Below are 16,890 nucleotides of genomic sequence, written 5' to 3' on the forward strand. Positions count from 1 at the left end.
GCCCTGCGGGCCCCGCCCCTCGGGGGCGTCAGACGGTGGCGCGGTCGGCGGCCTGCGCCCGCAGCGCGCGGTCCACACCCGCCCGGTTCTCGTTCACCAGCCGGCGCAGCGCCGCGCTGGCGTCACCGGCCGAGGCCAGCCAGGCGTCCGTCGCGTCCAGCGTCTCCTGCGAGACCTGGAGCGTCGGGTAGAGCCCGAGCGCGATCTGCTGCGCCATCTCGTGGCTGCGGGAGCGCCACACGTCGGCGAGTACCGCGAAGTACCGCTCGGTGTAGGGCGCCAGCAGCTCGCGCTGGTCGGTCTGCACGAAACCGGCGATCACGGCCTCCTGCACCGCGTTGGGCAGCCGGTCCGACTCCACGACCTCCGCCCACGCGGCGGCCTTCGCCTCGGCCGTGGGCCGGGCCGCGCGGGCGGTCGCGGCGTGCCGCTCGCCGGCCGAGGTCGCGTCCCGCTTCAGCTCCGCCGCGATGGCGTCCTCGTCCGCCCGGCCGGTGGCGGCCAGTCGCAGCAGCAGGGCCCAGCGCAGGTCGGCGTCGACGGCGAGGCCCTCGACGCTCTCACTGCCGTCCAGCAGCCCGGCGAGCAGGCCGAGCTGCTCGTCGGTGCGGGCGGTGGCGGCCAGGGCGCGGGCCCAGGCGAGCTGGTGGTCGCTGCCCGGCTCGGCGGCCCGGAGCTGCTCCAGCGCCGCCTGCGACCAGCGGCCCAGCCCCTCCTCGCGCCACTCGGGCGCCGCGTACAGGTCGAGCGCGAGCTTGACCTGCCGGTGCAGCGACTGGACGACGCCGATGTCCGACTCCTTGCCGATGCCCGCCAGCACCAGCTCCAGGTAGTCGCGCGCGGCCAGCTCGCCGTCGCGGGTCATGTCCCAGGCCGAGGCCCAGCACAGGGCGCGCGGCAGCGACTCGGTGAAGTCGCCCAGGTGCGCGGTGACGGTGGCCAGGGACTGCGCGTCCAGGCGGACCTTCGCGTAGGACAGGTCGTCGTCGTTGAGCAGGATGACGGCGGGCCGCGCCCGTCCGGCCAGCTCCGGGACCTCGGTGACGTCCCCGTCGACGTCCAGCTCGATGCGCTCGTTGCGCACCAGGGCGCCGTCCTCCAGCTCGTACAGGCCGACGGCGATGCGGTGCGGACGCAGCGTGGGCTCGCCCACCGCGCCCTCCGGCAGCGCCGGCGCCTCCTGTCGGACGGCGAAGTCGAGGATCGTGCCGTCGGCGTCGACGTTGATCTCCGGCCGCAGGACGTTGATGCCGGCGGTCTGGAGCCACGCCTTCGACCAGGCCGTCAGGTCGCGCCCGGAGGTCTCCTCCAGCGCGCCCAGCAGGTCCGAGAGCCGGGTGTTGCCCCACTCGTGCCGCTTGAAGTACGTCTGCACGCCGCGGAAGAACGCGTCCGTGCCGACGTACGCCACCAGCTGCTTGAGCACGGAGGCGCCCTTGGCGTAGGTGATGCCGTCGAAGTTGACCAGGACGTCGTCCAGGTCCCGGATCTCGGCCATGATCGGGTGCGTGGAGGGCAGCTGGTCCTGGCGGTAGGCCCAGGTCTTCATCTGGTTGGCGAACGACGTCCAGGCGTGCGGCCAGCGGCTGCCCGGGGCGTGCGCCTGGCAGGCGATGGAGGTGTACGTGGCGAACGACTCGTTCAGCCACAGGTCGTTCCACCACTCCATGGTGACCAGGTCGCCGAACCACATGTGCGCCAGCTCGTGCAGGATGGTCTCGGCGCGGGTCTCGTACGCCGCGTCCGTCACCTTCGAGCGGAAGACGTACTGGTCCCGGATGGTGACGGCACCGGCGTTCTCCATGGCGCCCGCGTTGAACTCCGGGACGAAGAGCTGGTCGTACTTCTCGAACGGGTACGGGTAGTCGAACTTCTCCTGGAACCAGTCGAAGCCCTGCCGCGTGACCTCGAAGATCGCCTCGGCGTCCAGGTGCTCAGCGAGCGACGGCCGGCAGTACAGGCCCAGCGGCACGCTGCGCCCCTCGCCCTCCCAGGTGCTGTGCACGCTGTGGTAGGGGCCGACGATCAGCGCGGTGATGTAGGTCGAGATGCGCGGCGTCGGCGCGAACGTCCACACCGTGTCCTGCGGGCCCGTGGGCTTCGGCGTCGGCGCGTTGGAGATGACCGTCCACCCGGCGGGCGCGGTGACGGTGAACCGGAACGACGCCTTCAGGTCCGGCTGCTCGAAGCAGGCGAAGACGCGGCGCGCGTCCGGCACCTCGAACTGCGTGTAGAGGTAGGCCTGCTGGTCCACCGGGTCGACGAAGCGGTGCAGCCCCTCACCGGTGTTGGTGTAGGCGCAGTCCGCGACGACGGTCAGCTCGTTCACGCCCGCCGCGACGGAGCGCAGGGCGATCCGGGAGTCGGCGAACACCTCGGCCGGGTCCAGCGCCTCGCCGTTCAGCCGCACCTCGTGCACGGCCGGGGCGACGAGGTCGACGAAGGTGCTCGTGGGCTCGCTCGCCTCGAAGCGGACCGTCGTCTCCGAGCGGAACGTCCCGCCCTCCTGCGCCCCGGAGAGGTCCAGCTCCACGGTGTACGCGTCCACGGTCAGGACGCGCGCCCGTTCCTGCGCCTCGTCACGGGTCAGATTCGTCCCAGGCACCTGGTGTCTCCCTCATCGGTAGTCTCGGGCTTCATTGCCGGCGGTCCCGCCATCCTTCCACGCCCGCCCGACCGGTGCGCGGCTCACCTGGGCAGCACCACGAGGTGGGCCGCCGGGTCGCGTTCCTCCCACGTCATCAGCGCCGTGCGCACCACCGCCGCCTGCTCCCGCGGAGCGTCGCGCAGCCGCAGCGGGCACAGCCGCACCACCGTGACGCCGAGCCGCTCCAGCGCCTCCCGCCTGCGGACGTGCTCCGTCCACACGGTGTCGGCCTCCAGGACGTCGAAGCCGTCCACGCCGTCGAAGCCGTCGAAGCCGCCGAAGCCGCCGTCGTCGTGGTCGTCGTGGCCGCGCCGGACGTCCAGTTCCACGGCGACCGCCTGACCGGGCCAGTAGGCGTCCACACGGCCCAGGTACGGCCCGGCGGGCAGCCGCAGGTCGACGTTCCAGTACGGGTCCGGCAGCCCGCAGTCGCGCACCATGGCGTACAGCCGCTCCTCGCCGAGCGCGCGGCCCTCGGCGAGCAGGGCGTCGACGGCGTCCACCACGTGCGGCCGCGACAGCACCCGCGCCCGGGTCAGCTCCCGCACCAGGGTCTGTGCCTCGCAGTGCCCGCCGCGCACCGCCTCCGTCATCAGCCGCCGGACGGTGACGGCGTCGGTGAGCCGCGCCACGGCGTCGGCCACCGCGCGGGCCACCGGGGCGACGGGCACGCCCGCGACGTCCTCCGGCTCGGGCACCCGGTGCGCCCGGACGATCCGCGCCCAGCCGGCCGAGCGCAGCCGTCGGGTGTGCGGCACGAGCAGGTCGATGCGCTCCTGCGACGGCAGTGGGGGAGCGGACGGCAGCCCGTGCAGGGCCAGGGCCGCCGGTCCGGTGATCATCACCGCGCCGGGGGCGGGCTCGCGCCGGGCGTAGAGCAGGACGGCGTGAAGCCGCTCCTCGCTCGTCGCGGGCCCGGCGTGCAGCAGGTACACGCCGGGCAGCGGACGCTGCCAGGGACCGCCGCGGCGGCAGCGCTCCTGGGCGAGGGAGGTCGGCACGCCCCGCTCGCGCAGGGTGCGGGCCGTGACGACGCGCCCGCGGACGTCGGAGAGGTCACCGAGGGGGCGGGGGGTGAGCGGAGTGTCGTGGTTCATGCCGGGGCGATGCCCGGCCGTTCCAGGCCCCCAACCGCTGTTACCCGCTCGTCGACGAACCGGGACGATTCCGTCCTCAAGGGCGCCCGCGTGACTGCCGATAACGGGCCGCGCCGCCCCGCCCCACCTGGGACGGAGCGGCGCGGTGCTCAGACCTCGGCCGCCGCGTCGCACGCCTGTCCGGCCAGGGCGCGCGCGAGGTCGTCGCGGGCCTCCAGCACCAGCCGGCGCAGCGCCGGCGGCGCGTCCGCGTGCGACGCCAGCCAGGCGTCCGTCGCCGCCAGCGTCTCCGGGGTGCTCAGCAGCGCCGGGTAGAGCCCGCGCACCACCGACATGCCGATCTCGATCGAACGCTCCGCCCACACCCGTTCCAGCACCGCGAAGTACCGCTCCACGTAGGGTTCGAGCAGCTCCCGCTGGCCGCCCTGCATGAAGCCGCTGATCGTGGCGTCGACGAGCGCGTTGGACAGCCGGTCGGACTCGACGACGGCGTTCCACGCCTCCTCCTTGACCTCCGCCGAGGGGCGCGCCGCCAGGCAGCGCACCTGGTGCCGCTTGCCGGAGGCGGTGTCGTCGCGGGCCAGCTCGGCGTCGATCGCCGCCGCGTCGGCGCGGCCGGTGGCCGCGAGCCGTCCGACGAACGCCCAGCGCAGCTCCTGGTCGACGTCCAGGCCCTTGATCCGCTGCCCGCCGTCCAGCAGCTCCTGGAGCAGGGTCAGGTGCGCGTCGCCACGCGCCGTCGCGGCGAAGAACCGCGCCCAGGAGAGCTGGTGGCCGCTGCCCGGCTCGGCGGCCCGCAGCTCGCGCTCGGCGCCCTCGGCCAGCTCGCGCGCCGCGCCCGCCCGCTCCCCGGCCGTGACGTAGTGGTCGAGCGCGGTCTGCGTCCAGGCGTGCAGCATCTGGAGCACGCCGACGTCGCTCTCGGTGCCCGCGAAGCGCAGCACCAGGCGCAGGAAGTCCCGCGCGGGCAGCAGCGCGTCCCGCGTCAGGTTCCACACGGCCGACCAGCACAGGGCCCGGGCCAGCGGGTCCCGCACGGCGCCCAGGTCCGCGCGCAGGGTGGCCAGCGAGCGGGCGTCGGGCCGTGTCTTGCAGAACGTGAGGTCGTCGTCGTTGACGAGCACCAGGTCGGGCCGCTCGGCGCCGGCCAGTTCGGTGACGACCGTGCGCTCCCCGGCCACGTCCAGCTCCGCGCGGGCGTACCGGGTGAGCGGGCCGCCGGGGGCCGACCGGCGGTAGAGGCCGACGGCGACGCGGTGCGGACGCAGCACCGGGTGCGCCTCGGGTGCCTCCTGGAGGACGGCCAGCTCGCGTACGCGGCCGTCCTCGCCGTAGGAGACCTCGGGGGTGAGTGTGTTGACCCCGGCGGTCTGGAGCCAGGCGCGGGCCCACTCGCCCATGTCGCGGCCGGAGGTCTCGCTGAGCACGGCCAGCAGGTGCTCGAGGCGGGTGTTGCCGTAGGCGTGCCGCTTGAAGTAGCGGCGTGCGCCCTCCAGGAAGGCGTCCCGTCCGGCGTAGGCCACCAGCTGCTTGAGCACGGAGGCGCCCTTGGCGTAGGTGATGCCGTCGAAGTTGAGCTTGGCGTCCTCCAGGTCCCGGATGTCCGCCGTGATCGGGTGGGTGGAGGGCAGCTGGTCGGCCCGGTAGGCCCAGGCCTTGCGCCGGTTGGCGAACGTGATCCACCCGGCGTCGAACCGGGTGGCCTCCACCTGGGCGAAGGAGCCCATGAAGTCCGCGAAGGACTCCTTGAGCCACAGGTCGTCCCACCACTCCATGGTCACCAGGTCGCCGAACCACATGTGGGCCATCTCGTGCAGGATCACGTTGGCCCGGCCCTCGTAGGAGGCCTCGGTGACCTTGCCCCGGAAGACGAACTCCTCCCGGAAGGTGACGCAGCCGGGGTTCTCCATGGCGCCGAGGTTGTACTCGGGGACGAACGCCTGGTCGTACTTGCCGAAGGGGTACGGGTAGTCGAAGTGGTCGTGGAAGAAGTCCAGACCCTCCTTCGTCACCCGGAAGACGTCGTCGGCGTCGAAGTGCTTGGCCAGCCCCCGGCGGCACAGCGCGCCGAGCGGGATCGTCAGCTCGGTGCCGTCGGCCAGACGGCGGCTGTACCGGTCGGCCACGTAGTGGTAGGGACCGGCGACGACGGCGGTGATGTACGTCGAGATGGGCCGGGTGCGCGCGAAGCGCCAGGTGGCCGAGGCGTCGCTGTGCTGCTCGGGGGCGCCCGCCCGGTCCCCGTTGCTGAGCACCGTCCACGCCGCCGGGGCGGTGACGGTGAAGTCGAAGGGCGCCTTGAGGTCGGGCTGCTCGAAGTTGGCGAAGACCCGGCGGGCGTCGGCGGGCTCGTACTGGGTGTAGAGGTAGGTCTCCCCGTCCTCCGGATCGACGAAGTGGTGCAGCCCCTCACCGGTACGGCTGTAGGCACACGCGGCGTCGACCGTCAGCTCGTTCTCCGCCGCCAGCGGGCCGATCCGGACGCGGCTGCCGTCGAAGACGCGGTCCACCGGGAGGTCCGCGCCGTTGAGCGTCACCGAGTGGACGTGCGGTGCCAGCAGGTCGACGAAGGTCTCGGCGCCCGGACGGGAGCTGCGGAACCGGATCGTCGTGGTGGAGCGGAACGTGCGCGGGCCGTCCCCGGGGGCCGGCCCGACCGCGCCCCGCAGGTCGAGGGCCACCTCGTATCCGTCCACGGCGAGCAGCTCGGCCCGTTCCCGGGCCTCCTCACGGGTCAGGTTCTCTCCGGGCACGGAACGACTCCTTGTGTGACACCTGGTCTCGCATATCGAACAACGGGGGTCAGCATGCCATGACCACCGGCCGGCTGGGCAGGCCCGGATTCCGTCCCCGGCGGGAATGCGGACCGGGCCACGCGGTGTTACCACCGGTGGTAGCGCCGTGACCGATGTGAGGAGACCCGTTGTCCGAGAAGACGACCGCCGACTTCTGGTTCGACCCGCTGTGTCCCTGGGCCTGGCTGACGTCCCGCTGGATGCTGGAGGTGGAGCAGGTCCGTCCCGTCTCCGTGCGCTGGCACGTGATGAGCCTGTCCGTCCTCAACGAGGACAAGCTCGACGAGCTTCCGGAGCACTACCGGGAGCTGCTGCACACCGGCTGGGGCCCGGTGCGGGTCTGCGTCGCCGCCGAGCAGAAGTACGGCCCGGAGGTGCTCGGCGCCCTCTACACGGCGCTCGGCACCCGCTTCCACGTGCGCGGTGAGGAGCGGACGGCCGAGACGATCGCCGGTGCCCTCACCGATGCCGGGCTCGACCCCGAGTTGGTGCACGCCATGCAGAGCACCGAGTACGACGAGGCGCTGCGCGCGTCCCACGCCGAGGGCATCGGGCTCGTCGGCCAGGACGTCGGCACCCCGGTGATCGCCGTGCCGGGGGCGGACGGCGCTCCGCTCGGCTTCTTCGGCCCGGTCGTCACCCCCGCGCCGAAGGGGGAGGCCGCGGGCCGGCTGTGGGACGGCACGCTGCTCGTGGCGTCGACGCCGGGCTTCTACGAGATCAAGCGCACGCGGGACGCGGAGCCGGTCTTCGACTGAGCGGTCGCCGCACACGAAGGCGGGGGCCTGCCCGGGTGCGACGGGCACCCGGGCAAGCCCCCGCACACCTGCCCGGTGAACGGTGAGAAGACGATCACGAGGGCAGGGGACGGAAGGGGCCGACGTCCGTCGGCCCGGTTCAGGGAGCGAGCAGCAGGTTGTTCGCGCGCTCCTTGGCGGCGGTGTAACGCGCCGCGACGTCCCGCCAGTTGACGACGCGCCACATGGCCTCGACGAAGTCGACCTTCTGGTTGCGGTACTGCAGGTAGAAGGCGTGCTCCCAGGCGTCGAAGACGAGGATCGGCACCGATCCCTGGCCGACGTTCCCCTGGTGGTCGTAGATCTGCTCCACGATCAGCCGGCCGGTGACCGGCTCGTAGGCGAGCACGCCCCAGCCGGACCCCTGGGTGGTGGCCGCGGCCTTGGAGAGCTGTGCCTTGAACTTCGCGAACGAGCCGAACGACTCGGCGATGGCGTCCGCCAGCTCGCCCGTGCCGTCCTTCTCCAGCGGCTCGCCGCCGCCGTCGCCCGTCATGTTCTGCCAGTAGATCGAGTGCAGGATGTGCCCGGACAGGTGGAAGGCGAGGCTCTTCTCCAGCCCGTTGATGCCGGCCCAGTTCTCCTTGTCCCGCGCTTCCGCCAGCTGCTCCAGCGTGTCGTTCGCGCCCTTCACGTAGGCGGCGTGGTGCTTGTCGTGGTGCAACTCGATGATCTCGCCGCTGATCACGGGCTCCAGCGCCACGTAGTCGTACGGGAGTTCCGGCAACGTGTACAGCGTGGCCATGCGCTTGTTCCCCTCCGGCCGCTCTTGCATATCACTTGCAATTAGACAGTAACAGCAACAAGAGTCCGGGGAAGCGAAAAGGGGGCGACCCCGGTGGGGCCGCCCCCTGGTCAGGAGCGAGTGACGGCGCGGCCGTCAGCCGTTCGTCGTCCGCGCCGCCCGCCGCTGCCGCAGCAGGCCCACGAGGGCGAGCGCCAGCGTCAGGCCGCCGGTGGCGGCGAGCTGCTCGCGGGTGTCGCCGTCCCGCAGCATGAGCACGAAGATGCCGGCGATGCCGACGATCGCCACCCACGTCAGGACCGGGAACGCCCACATCCGCACCACGAGCTTCTCCGGGCTCTCCCGCTCCAGCCTGCGGCGCGTCCGCAGTTGCGAGACGGCGATGAAGCCCCACACGACGAGCACGGCGGCGCCCACCATGTTGAGCAGCCACTGGAACACCGTGTCCGGCCACCACAGGCTCAGCAGCACCGCGAAGAAGCCGAACGCGGACGACGCCACCACCGCGAGGCGCGGCACGCCGCCGCTGACCCTGCCCAGCAGCGGGGGCCCCTCGCCGCGCCGCACGAGGGAGAAGGCCATCCGCGAGGCGCCGTAGATGTTCGCGTTCATCGCGGACAGCAGCGCCACCAGCACCACGACCTTCATGACCTCCCCCGCCGCCGGGACGCCGATGTGGTCCAGCACGGCCGCGTACGGGCCGCTGGCCAGCGACGCGTCGTCCCACGGGATGAGCATGACGATGACCGCCATGGAGCCCACGTAGAACACGCCGATCCGCCACATCGCCGTCCGCACGGCCTTGGCGACACCGCGCACCGGGTCCTTCGACTCGGCCGCCGCGATGGTGACCGTCTCCAGACCGCCGTAGGCGAACACCGACGCGAGCAGACCCACGATGAGGCCGTCGGCACCCTTCGGGAAGAAGCCGCCGTTCCCCGTGAGGTTCGACGTCCCCGGGGCGTCGGTGCCGGGCAGCAGCCCGGCGATCGCCAGGGCGCCGATGACCAGGAACGCCACGATGGCGAACACCTTCAGCGCCGCGAACCAGAACTCGTACTCGCCGAAGTTCTTCACCGAGGCCAGGTTCGTGGTGCAGAACACGGCCATGAACAGGGCGACCCACATCCACATCCCGGTGCCCGGCAGCCAGGTGAGCATGATCTCCGCCGCCGCGACGGCCTCGGCCGCGACCGCGACGCACAGCAGCACCCAGAAGATCCAGCCCGCCGTGAACCCGGCCCACGGCCCCAGCGCCCGCTCGGCGTGCACGGAGAACGACCCGGACGCGGGACGTGCGGCCGACATCTCGCCGAGCATGCGCATGACCAGCATCACCAGCAGCCCGGACACCGCGAAGGCCAGGACGATGGCCGGCCCGGCGGCGGCGATGCCCGCCCCCGAGCCGACGAAGAGCCCGGCGCCGATGACGCCGCCGAGCGCGATCATCGACAGGTGACGCTGCTTGAGGCCGTGGGTGAGGGCGCCCTGCGTCCCCGTGTCGTCCGCCGGAGCGGACGGGGCGGAGGGGGACGCCTCGTGGGTGGGGGAGGAAGCCATGGGGGTCCAAAGGAGGGAGGAGGTACGAGGGGGGGCGGAGGTTCGGCGGAGCGTCAGCGGAGGCGGTCACTCCGGAACGTCCGCCAGTGTGAGCGGCTTCTCACGCGCGCCTCAATGGCGCACGTCACGGTCCGCTGTCCGGACAGTCGGGCTTTCACCTGCGATGTCCGTCCGCACAACTGTAGACGCCCGACGTTGTCGCCAACGTCACGGACGACCGCCGCGCCCCTTCGGATAGCGTCGACACGTCCCCCCTGTCCCCCTCGTCACAGGAGGCTCACGCATGAGCACAGCCGCAGTCGGCGCACGTCCCGGTGCCGTCCTCGCCGACGTCCTGCCCGCCACGACGCTCAGCCGCTCCGTCGCGCGCGACGTGGCCCTGGTGCTCGGCGGGGCGGCGCTCACCGGCATCGCCGCACAGCTCGCCGTCCAGCCCCCCGGCTTCCCCGTGCCGGTCACCGGCCAGACCTTCGCCGCGCTCCTCGTCGGCGCCGGCCTCGGCGCCCAGCGGGCCCTGCTCTCCCTCGGCCTCTACGTCGTCGCGGGTGTCGCCGGCGTGCCCTGGTTCGCGCAGGGCGGCCACGGTGCGGGCATGCCCGCGTTCGGCTACGTCGTCGGGATGCTGCTCGCCGCCGTCGTCGTCGGGGCCCTCGCCCGCCGGGGCGGCGACCGCAGCGTGCTCCGCACCGCCGGCACGATGGCCGTCGGCACCGCGATCATCTACGCCGTCGGCGTGCCCTACCTCGCCGTGGCCGCCGATCTGAGCGCCGGGGAGGCCGTGGCCAAGGGACTCGTGCCCTTCCTCATCGGTGACGCGCTCAAGGCCGCCCTCGCGATGGCGGCCCTGCCCACGGCCTGGAGCCTGGTCCACCGCAGGCCCTGACGCCCGTTCAGCACCGCGCGAGGGCCCCGCACCGGAGGTGAATCCGGCGCGGGGCCCTCGCGCGCGGTGGCGCGGGCCGCATCGGCGACGGTCGCGAGGGCCCCGCACCGGATGCGAGGCCGCTGCACGAGGCCGGACCCCGACCCGGAAAGATGTACAGAACGCGTACGCGCATGCAGAGGGCATGCCAGGGGAGGGAAGCACCGTGAGCCACGACCACCAGCCGCCGCCGGACCAGCCGCCCGGGGAGCCGTCCCGGCCGCCCGGCCCGCCGCCCGCCGATCCGCCGTCACTCGACCTGCCGCCCGTCACCCCGCCGCCACCACCGTCGGCCGACCCCCCGGCCACGCCCGCTCCCTCGGACGGGACGGCCGACGTCCCGGCCGACAAGGCGCCCGACGTGCCGCCGACCCTGCCGCCGCCCCCGCCCGGCCACCTCCCCCAGACGCCCGTACCGGAAAGCGCGGGGCCCGGAAAGGGCAAGCTGATCGGTCTTGCGGCCGCCGCCGTGGTCGTCGTCGGTGCCCTCATCGCCGGTGTCCTGCTCCTCACCGGTGGGGACGACGACACGTCCGCCGACGCCGACAAGAAGCCCGGCGCGTCCCAGGACGCCGACACGGGCCGGGACTCCGAGGGCGGGGAGGAGCCCGAGGACGCCGACCGCCCGGGCGGAGAGGCCGGGACGGAGGACGGGGACGACGGCGACCAGGAGGGCGACGCCGACTCCCCCTCGCAGGACCCGGCGGACCGGCCCGGTGGCCAGGCGCCCTACGAACTGGTGCTGCCCGAGCGGCTGCTGGACACCTACACCCTCATGGCGGGCGAGGACGGCGGCGTGCCCACCGACGCGGCCGGGTTCCAGGAGGCGATCGACGCGATGCGTGTCGACGACGCCGAGGGCGCCCAGGGCGCCTACTCCACCTGGGACCTGAGCGACCCGGAGAGCCTGGAGGACCCGAGCGCCCTCGAGTCGATGGAGATGCTCATGGTCGCCGGGGCCTGGGGCACCGTGCAGGACCCGGAGGCGTCGGTGGACGGCTTCTTCGCACAGCTGAAGGCGGAGCAGCCTGCGGACGCGGAGGGCGAACTCCAGGGCGCACCGCAGGCGATGAGCCCGGACGGGCTGGACGGCGCCGTGATGAAGTGCCAGGTCATGAGCGACGCCGACTTCCAGGGGCAGGTCCAGGAGACGCCGCTGTGCGTCTGGGCCGACGACAGCACGGTGGCGGTGGTCATGCCGATCCGGATGAGCGGCTCCCGGTCGCTCGCCGAAGGCGCGCAGCTCACGGCGGACGTGCGGGCGGAGCTCCGGGTGGCGGCGGACTGAGCACCGCATGTGAGGGTCTGGAACCCAAGTGGTGGCCGCTGGGGACCTTCCGGCTCTTCTCGGCCAAGATGTCAGTAACGCGTCAATGCATGCATGGAGCATGCCCACGGAGGGAAGCGTCGTGAGTTACCACCAGCCGCCGCCGCAGGGCCCGTACGGACAGCAGCCCCAGCAGCCGGGGCCCTACGGAGCGGGTCCCGGCCCCCAGCCCTACGGCCAGCCCGGCGGCGGCCAGCCCGGCTACGGCTATCCGCAGCAGCCCCCGGCCCAGCCCGGGTACGGCTACCCGGGCCAGCCCGGCCAGCAGCCCTACGGCCAGCCGCAGCCCGGCGGGTACGTCCCGCCGCCCCCGCCGCGCAAGAGCGGCACCGGCAAGGTCATAGGCCTGGCCGTCGGTGCCGTCCTCGTGGTCGGCGCCGTCATCGGCGGCATCCTCTACTTCACGGGGGACGGCAACTCCGACGTCGCCGACGACGGCCCCCACCGGCTCGTCGTCCCCGAGGCGGTCGGCGACTACAAGCTGGAGGAGAACGGCGGCTCCGGCACGGGCGGCAGCGGGGACGAGGACTTCCAGAAGCTCCTGCAGACCCTCGGGGTCTCCGACGGCGAGTCCGTCGAGGGCCAGTACACCACCCTGGACACCAGCGACCCGTCGGCGCTGGACGAGGGCAGCCTCGCCACCATGCGCATGGCGTTCTACGGCGGCGTGTGGGGGAAGGTCGACGACCCGGGGCAGGCCGTGGACGACTTCTTCACCGCGATGAGGGAGGAGTCGGAGAAGGACCCCTCGGACGAAGCCGAGCTGGTCGGCGACCCACAGTCCGTCTCCCCCGAGGGACTTGACGGCGCGGTGATGAAGTGTCAGGAGGTCGAGTCCAAGGGTGACGAGGAGATGCCCACGACCTTCAGCACCTCCCTGTGCGTGTGGGCCGACTACAGCACCGTGGGCATGGTGATGCCGCTGAGCGTCGTCGGCGCCATGTCGGTCGAGGACTCGGCCGAGGTGGCCGCCGACTTCCGGACGGAGGCCCGCGTCAAGGTCGAGTGACCCGGACGGACGCCGTCGTACCGGGGGCGGGCCCGTTCTCCGGGCCCGCCCCCGCGCCGTCCGTACCGGATGTGACGTGCCGAACGCGTTCCGGGAGGATGGGGACGACACGTGAGTGCGTGCACACGGCACGCACCGGGAGGGGAAGCGTGATGAGCCACCAGCAGCCACCGCCACCACCACCGGGGCCGTACGGTCAGCAGCCACCGCAGCCGAACCCGTACGGCGCGCCGCCCGCACCGCACCCGCCGTACGGAACCCCGCAGCCGCAGCCGCAGCCGCAGCCCGCAGGCCCGTACGCCCAGCCGTCGTACGGGCACCAGCCCTACGCGCAGGGTCCGTACGCACCGCAGCAGCCGTACGGGCAGGCCTCCCCGCACGGTGGTCAGGCGCCGCCCCCGCCGCCCCGGCGGCGCTCGAAGGGCAAGGTCGTCGGCCTGGCCGCCGGCGCGCTCGCCGTGGTGGGCGCACTCGTCGCCGGCGTCGTCCTCCTCACCGGCGGCGACGGCTCCGCGATCGCCGACGACGGACCGCACCGCCTCGACCTGCCCGAGAAGGTGGGGGACTACCTGCTCTCCGAGGACGACAGCGGGATGGACGGCGGCTCGCGTGACGACGCCGAGCTCATGGCCGTCATGGAGCAGCTGGGCATCTCGGACGGCACCTCGGTGCAGGGTGGCTACAGCACGCTGGACCCGGACGACGCGGGCACCTCGGGCGACGACAACCCGTTCGCCAGCATGCGGATGGCCTTCTTCGGCGGCGTGTGGGGCGAGGTCGAGGACCCGGAGCGCGCGGTGGACGACTTCTTCCGCTTCGTGCGGAGCGAGGCGGCGAAGGACGAGGGGAGCACCACGGAGTTCGTCGGCGACCCGGAGACGTTCACGCCCGAGGGGTTCGAGGGTGCCGTACTGAAGTGCCAGCAGGTCGCCGACGAGCAGGAGGGCGTCCAGGTGTCCGTACCGCTGTGTGTCTGGGGGGACCACAGCACGGTGGGGATGGTCATGCCGCTCGCCCTGCTCGGGACGACGTCCATGGAGACCGGGGCGCAGCTGACGGCCGACTTCCGGGCGGAGGCGCGCGTCCGGGCCGAGTGACGCCCGACCGAACGGCGTGGGGCCCGGGAGCGGCTTGCTCCCGGGCCCCACGCCGTACGACGGCGGGCTACGCCGACTTCTCCTGCGGACCGGACTCCGAGCCGCGGTGCCGCGGCACGAGCGTCGGGTTCACGTTCGAATGGACGACGTCCGCGGTGATGACGACGCGGGCCACGTCCTTGCGGGACGGCACCTCGTACATCACCGACATCAGGACCTCTTCCATGATGGCCCGCAGCCCGCGTGCGCCGGTGCCGCGCAGGATCGCCTGGTCGGCGATGGCCTCCAGCGCCGGACGGTCGAACTCCAACTCCACGCCGTCGAGTTCGAAGAGCCGCTGGTACTGCTTGATGAGGGCGTTGCGGGGCTCCACGAGGATCTTCAGCAGGGCCTCGCGGTCCAGGTTGTGCACGGAGGTGATGACGGGAAGACGGCCGATGAACTCGGGGATCATCCCGAACTTCACCAGGTCCTCCGGCATGATCTCCTCGAAGTGGTTCGCGGACTCCATCTCGCGCTTGGAGCGGATCGTCGCGCCGAAGCCGATGCCCTTCGCACCCGCCCGCGACTCGATGATCTTCTCCAGACCGGCGAAGGCGCCGCCCACGATGAACAGCACGTTCGTCGTGTCGATCTGGATGAACTCCTGGTGCGGGTGCTTGCGCCCGCCCTGCGGTGGCACGGACGCCGTGGTGCCTTCGAGGATCTTCAGCAGGGCCTGCTGCACGCCCTCGCCGGAGACGTCGCGCGTGATCGACGGGTTCTCGCTCTTCCGGGCGACCTTGTCGATCTCGTCGATGTAGATGATCCCCGTCTCGGCCTTCTTGACGTCGTAGTCCGCCGCCTGGATCAGCTTGAGCAGGATGTTCTCGACGTCCTCGCCGACGTACCCGGCCTCGGTCAGCGCCGTCGCGTCGGCGATGGCGAACGGGACGTTCAGCATGCGGGCCAGGGTCTGCGCCAGCAGCGTCTTGCCCGAGCCGGTCGGGCCGAGGAGCAGGATGTTGGACTTGGCCAGCTCGATGGCGTCGTCCTTGCCCTGCGGGCCGCCGTTCTCACCCGCCTGGACGCGCTTGTAGTGGTTGTAGACGGCGACGGACAGGGCCTTCTTCGCGGCCTCCTGCCCGACGACGTAGCCCTCCAGGAACTCGTAGATCTCCCGGGGCTTGGGCAGCTCGTCCCAGCGGACCTCGGAGGACTCGGCGAGCTCCTCCTCGATGATCTCGTTACAGAGATCGATGCACTCGTCGCAGATGTACACACCTGGGCCCGCGATGAGCTTCTTCACCTGCTTCTGGCTCTTGCCGCAGAACGAGCACTTGAGCAGGTCGCCGCCATCACCGATGCGTGCCACGAGGTGCTTCCCCTTCGCCTGTCACCGCCGGGGCCCCGGCGATTCCTGGTCCTTGCCTTTCGAAGGTACCTTGCCCAGGCCCTTGAATGGGCCCCCCTTGGAACGACTGACGCCCAAGGGGGGCACCACGGTGCCGGTCTGCCGGGCGGATCAGCCCGCCAGCCCGACCGACGTCTTGCGGGTGGAGATGATCTGGTCCACCAGACCGTACGCCAGAGCTTCCTCCGCGGTGAGGATCTTGTCGCGCTCGATGTCGTCGCGGATCTGGTCGATCGGCTTGGTGGAGTGCTTGGCCAGCATCTCCTCCAGCTGTGTCCGCATGCGCTGGATCTCGTTCGCGGCGATCTCCAGGTCCGAGACCTGCCCGCGGCCGGTCTCGCTGTACGGCTGGTGGATCAGGATACGCGCGTTGGGCAGCGCCATCCGCTTGCCGGGCGTGCCGGCCGCGAGCAGCACGGCGGCGGCGGAGGCCGCCTGGCCCATGCAGACGGTCTGCACGTCGGGCTTCACGAACTGCATGGTGTCGTAGATGGCGGTCAGCGCGGTGAAGGAACCACCGGGCGAGTTGATGTAGATCGAGATGTCACGGTCCGGGTCCATCGACTCCAGGCACAGCAGCTGTGCCATGACGTCGTTGGCCGAGGCGTCGTCGATCTGCACGCCGAGGAAGATCACCCGCTCCTCGAAGAGCTTCGCGTACGGGTCGTACTCGCGCACGCCCTGGGAGGTGCGCTCGACGAAGCGGGGAACGACGTAGCGGGAGTCGGGGGAGGGGCCGGTGTAGCGAGCGTCGGAGCGCTCGTGAAGGCCGGCGCCGGGGTAGTTGTTCATCGGGTGTCCACCGTCCTGGTGATCCTCATGAGGTCTGGCTGCGGGCTGCGGGAGGGGGCCGGGCGGGGCCCCCGGGGCGGCTGGGCGGAGGCGCTCAGGCGCCCGTGCCGCCACCGCCGGGGATGTCGGCCGCGGAGCCGATGACCTCGTCCAGCAGGCCGTACTCCTTGGCCTCCTGCGCGTTGAACCAGCGGTCGCGGTCGGCGTCGCGGTTCCACTGCTCGACGGTCTGGCCGGTGTGCTGGGCCGACAGCTCCGCCATCTTCTTCTTCGTGCGCAGCAGCTGCTCGGCGTGGATCTTGATGTCCGAGGCCGACCCGGCGAGACCCGCGGACGGCTGGTGGATCAGGATCTCGGCGTTCGGCAGGGCGAAGCGCTTGCCCGGGGTGCCCGCGCTGAGCAGGAACTGGCCCATCGAGGCGGCGAGGCCCATCGCGATCGTCACGACGTCGTTCTTGATGTACTGCATCGTGTCGTAGATCGCCATGCCGGCCGTGATCGAACCGCCCGGGCTGTTGATGTAGAGGTAGATGTCCTTGTCCGGGTCAGCGGCGAGGAGAAGCAGCTGCGCGGTGATCTTGTTGGCGATCTCGTCGTCCACCGGCTGGCCGAGGAAGATGATCCGCTCGTTGAGCAGCCGGTTGTAGACCTGGTCGCCGAGCCCACCACCGAAGTTGGGCTCACCGGCGGCGGAAGGCATCGGAAGCGT

13 protein-coding genes are annotated in these 16,890 nt (G+C 72.1%); 5 read left to right on the top strand and 8 right to left on the bottom strand.

The genetic code is table 11. The annotated features are described in order from the left end of the window. Window positions 1-28: 28 nt before the first annotated feature. The 3 genes from pepN (V6D49_RS19465) to pepN (V6D49_RS19475) all read right to left on the bottom strand — a co-directional run bounded on the left by pepN (V6D49_RS19465) (window position 29) and on the right by pepN (V6D49_RS19475) (window position 6,497). Window positions 29-2,605: an aminopeptidase N gene (gene pepN / locus V6D49_RS19465; RefSeq protein ID WP_340561503.1), complete on the bottom strand. Its 2,577-nt coding sequence runs from the start codon at window positions 2,603-2,605 to the stop codon at window positions 29-31. 83 nt (window positions 2,606-2,688) lie between these two features. After that, window positions 2,689-3,744: a hypothetical protein gene (locus tag V6D49_RS19470; protein WP_340561505.1), complete on the bottom strand. Its 1,056-nt coding sequence runs from the start codon at window positions 3,742-3,744 to the stop codon at window positions 2,689-2,691. A gap of 149 nt (window positions 3,745-3,893) precedes the next feature. Beyond that, window positions 3,894-6,497, bottom strand: a complete 2,604-nt coding sequence (pepN, locus tag V6D49_RS19475; RefSeq protein ID WP_340561506.1) for an aminopeptidase N — start codon at window positions 6,495-6,497, stop codon at window positions 3,894-3,896. Window positions 6,498-6,667: 170 nt separating this feature from the next. Between pepN (V6D49_RS19475) and V6D49_RS19480 the strand changes: the two genes are divergently transcribed. Next, window positions 6,668-7,297 carry a mycothiol-dependent nitroreductase Rv2466c family protein gene (locus V6D49_RS19480; protein WP_340561508.1) on the top strand — a complete coding sequence of 210 codons (630 nt, stop codon included), beginning with the start codon at window positions 6,668-6,670 and terminating at the stop codon, window positions 7,295-7,297. 139 nt (window positions 7,298-7,436) lie between these two features. Here the strand turns inward: V6D49_RS19480 and V6D49_RS19485 are convergent, their stop codons facing one another. Together V6D49_RS19485 and V6D49_RS19490 are read right to left on the bottom strand one after the other, a co-directional pair. After that, window positions 7,437-8,081 carry a superoxide dismutase gene (locus tag V6D49_RS19485; protein WP_340561510.1) on the bottom strand — a complete coding sequence of 215 codons (645 nt, stop codon included), beginning with the start codon at window positions 8,079-8,081 and terminating at the stop codon, window positions 7,437-7,439. Between the two features lie 135 nt (window positions 8,082-8,216). After that, window positions 8,217-9,641, bottom strand: coding sequence for an amino acid permease (locus V6D49_RS19490; protein ID WP_340561512.1), 1,425 nt, complete (start codon window positions 9,639-9,641; stop codon window positions 8,217-8,219). Window positions 9,642-9,924: 283 nt separating this feature from the next. On the opposite strand from V6D49_RS19490, the gene V6D49_RS19495 reads away from it, so the two are divergent. The 4 genes from V6D49_RS19495 (at window position 9,925) to V6D49_RS19510 (ending at window position 13,996) form a co-directional block, all read left to right on the top strand. Then, window positions 9,925-10,524, top strand: coding sequence for a biotin transporter BioY (locus V6D49_RS19495; protein WP_340561514.1), 600 nt, complete (start codon window positions 9,925-9,927; stop codon window positions 10,522-10,524). 205 nt (window positions 10,525-10,729) lie between these two features. After that, entirely contained in the window at window positions 10,730-11,851 is a 1,122-nt protein-coding gene (locus V6D49_RS19500; RefSeq protein WP_340561515.1) for a hypothetical protein, read from the top strand. A gap of 121 nt (window positions 11,852-11,972) precedes the next feature. Continuing rightward, window positions 11,973-12,899: a hypothetical protein gene (locus V6D49_RS19505; protein WP_340561517.1), complete on the top strand. Its 927-nt coding sequence runs from the start codon at window positions 11,973-11,975 to the stop codon at window positions 12,897-12,899. A 152-nt stretch (window positions 12,900-13,051) separates the two neighbouring features. Then, the gene (locus V6D49_RS19510; protein ID WP_340561519.1) at window positions 13,052-13,996 is read left to right on the top strand and encodes a hypothetical protein; all 945 of its coding nucleotides are present in this window, start codon (window positions 13,052-13,054) and stop codon (window positions 13,994-13,996) included. A 67-nt stretch (window positions 13,997-14,063) separates the two neighbouring features. Here V6D49_RS19510 and clpX read toward each other — a convergent pair whose 3' ends face one another. The 3 genes from clpX to V6D49_RS19525 all read right to left on the bottom strand — a co-directional run bounded on the left by clpX (window position 14,064) and on the right by V6D49_RS19525 (window position 16,881). Continuing rightward, a complete protein-coding gene (gene clpX, locus V6D49_RS19515; protein WP_191207975.1) occupies window positions 14,064-15,350 on the bottom strand; it encodes an ATP-dependent Clp protease ATP-binding subunit ClpX in 1,287 nt (428 codons plus the stop codon). Between the two features lie 150 nt (window positions 15,351-15,500). Continuing rightward, window positions 15,501-16,181 (bottom strand): ATP-dependent Clp protease proteolytic subunit, encoded by a 681-nt coding sequence (locus V6D49_RS19520; protein ID WP_191207974.1) that lies wholly within the window; start codon window positions 16,179-16,181, stop codon window positions 15,501-15,503. Window positions 16,182-16,275: 94 nt separating this feature from the next. Next, complete coding sequence (locus V6D49_RS19525) at window positions 16,276-16,881, bottom strand: ATP-dependent Clp protease proteolytic subunit (protein ID WP_340564147.1); 606 nt, start codon at window positions 16,879-16,881, stop codon at window positions 16,276-16,278. Window positions 16,882-16,890 lie beyond the last annotated feature (9 nt).

The sequence above is a fragment of the Streptomyces sp. GSL17-111 genome (assembly GCF_037911585.1).
Classification (GTDB): Bacteria; Actinomycetota; Actinomycetes; order Streptomycetales; family Streptomycetaceae; genus Streptomyces.

Bases quoted from the DNA above. Each gene is read 5' to 3' on its own strand.
- V6D49_RS19520 (WP_191207974.1), bottom strand. From the start codon at position 16,181: ATGAACAACTACCCCGGCGCCGGCCTTCACGAGCGCTCCGACGCTCGC.
- V6D49_RS19510 (WP_340561519.1), top strand. From the start codon at position 13,052: ATGAGCCACCAGCAGCCACCGCCACCACCACCGGGGCCGTACGGTCAG.
- V6D49_RS19470 (WP_340561505.1), bottom strand. From the start codon at position 3,744: ATGAACCACGACACTCCGCTCACCCCCCGCCCCCTCGGTGACCTCTCC.
- V6D49_RS19495 (WP_340561514.1), top strand. From the start codon at position 9,925: ATGAGCACAGCCGCAGTCGGCGCACGTCCCGGTGCCGTCCTCGCCGAC.
- V6D49_RS19525 (WP_340564147.1), bottom strand. From the start codon at position 16,881: ATGCCTTCCGCCGCCGGTGAGCCCAACTTCGGTGGTGGGCTCGGCGAC.
- V6D49_RS19485 (WP_340561510.1), bottom strand. From the start codon at position 8,081: ATGGCCACGCTGTACACGTTGCCGGAACTCCCGTACGACTACGTGGCG.
- V6D49_RS19490 (WP_340561512.1), bottom strand. From the start codon at position 9,641: ATGGCTTCCTCCCCCACCCACGAGGCGTCCCCCTCCGCCCCGTCCGCT.